The organism is Streptomyces sp. SID12501, assembly GCF_010550245.1.
Classification (GTDB): Bacteria; Actinomycetota; Actinomycetes; order Streptomycetales; family Streptomycetaceae; genus Streptomyces.
Genome location: NZ_JAAGLU010000244.1, coordinates 1 through 637 on the forward strand (window position 1 = coordinate 1; position 637 = coordinate 637).

General features: G+C 72.8%; 1 protein-coding gene. It reads left to right on the plus strand.

What is annotated here, in order from left to right; genetic code table 11:
- On the plus strand, positions 1-637 hold a 637-nt coding region (locus tag G3I71_RS45505), incomplete at both ends, for a HAMP domain-containing protein (protein WP_164324808.1).

The following is a 637-nucleotide window of genomic DNA, read 5'->3' on the forward strand; positions in this document are numbered from 1 at the left end:
CGCGCCCGCACCGCGGTCGGCGACCTGCGCCTCGACGGCGTCGCGATCAGCACCGGTGACCCGAACGCGGCCGTCCGCTCGATGCGCGCGCTCCTCACGCAGGGCACGCTCGCCGCGTTCGGCTCGGTCGACCTCGAGCAGTGGTCGCAGGAGACCACGACCCAGTTCACCGCTCTCGCGTCGATCAACCAGTCGATCATCGACAAGGCGACCGACACCGCCGCGGCCGCGGCGTCGTCCGCGCGTGACACCGCCGTCGTGACCGTCGGCATCGCGATCGCGGCCCTCGCCGCGTCCTTCCTCCTCGCGATCACCGTCGCCCGGTCGATCGTCGTCCCGCTGCGGCGCCTCACCGGCGCCGCCGCGGACGTCCGCGAGCAGCTGCCCCGCCTCGTCGAGCAGGTCTCGACGCCCGGTGAGGGCCCCGAGATCACGCTCGCCCCCATCCCGGTCCGCTCCAACGACGAGGTCGGCCGCCTCGCGCAGGCGTTCAACGCGGTGAACGCCACGACCGTGCAGGTCGCGCAGGAGCAGGCCGCGCTGCGCGGCTCGATCGCCGAGATGTTCGTCAACGTCGCGCGTCGCGACCAGGTGCTCCTCAACCGTCAGCTGTCGTTCATCGACTCGCTCGAGTGCG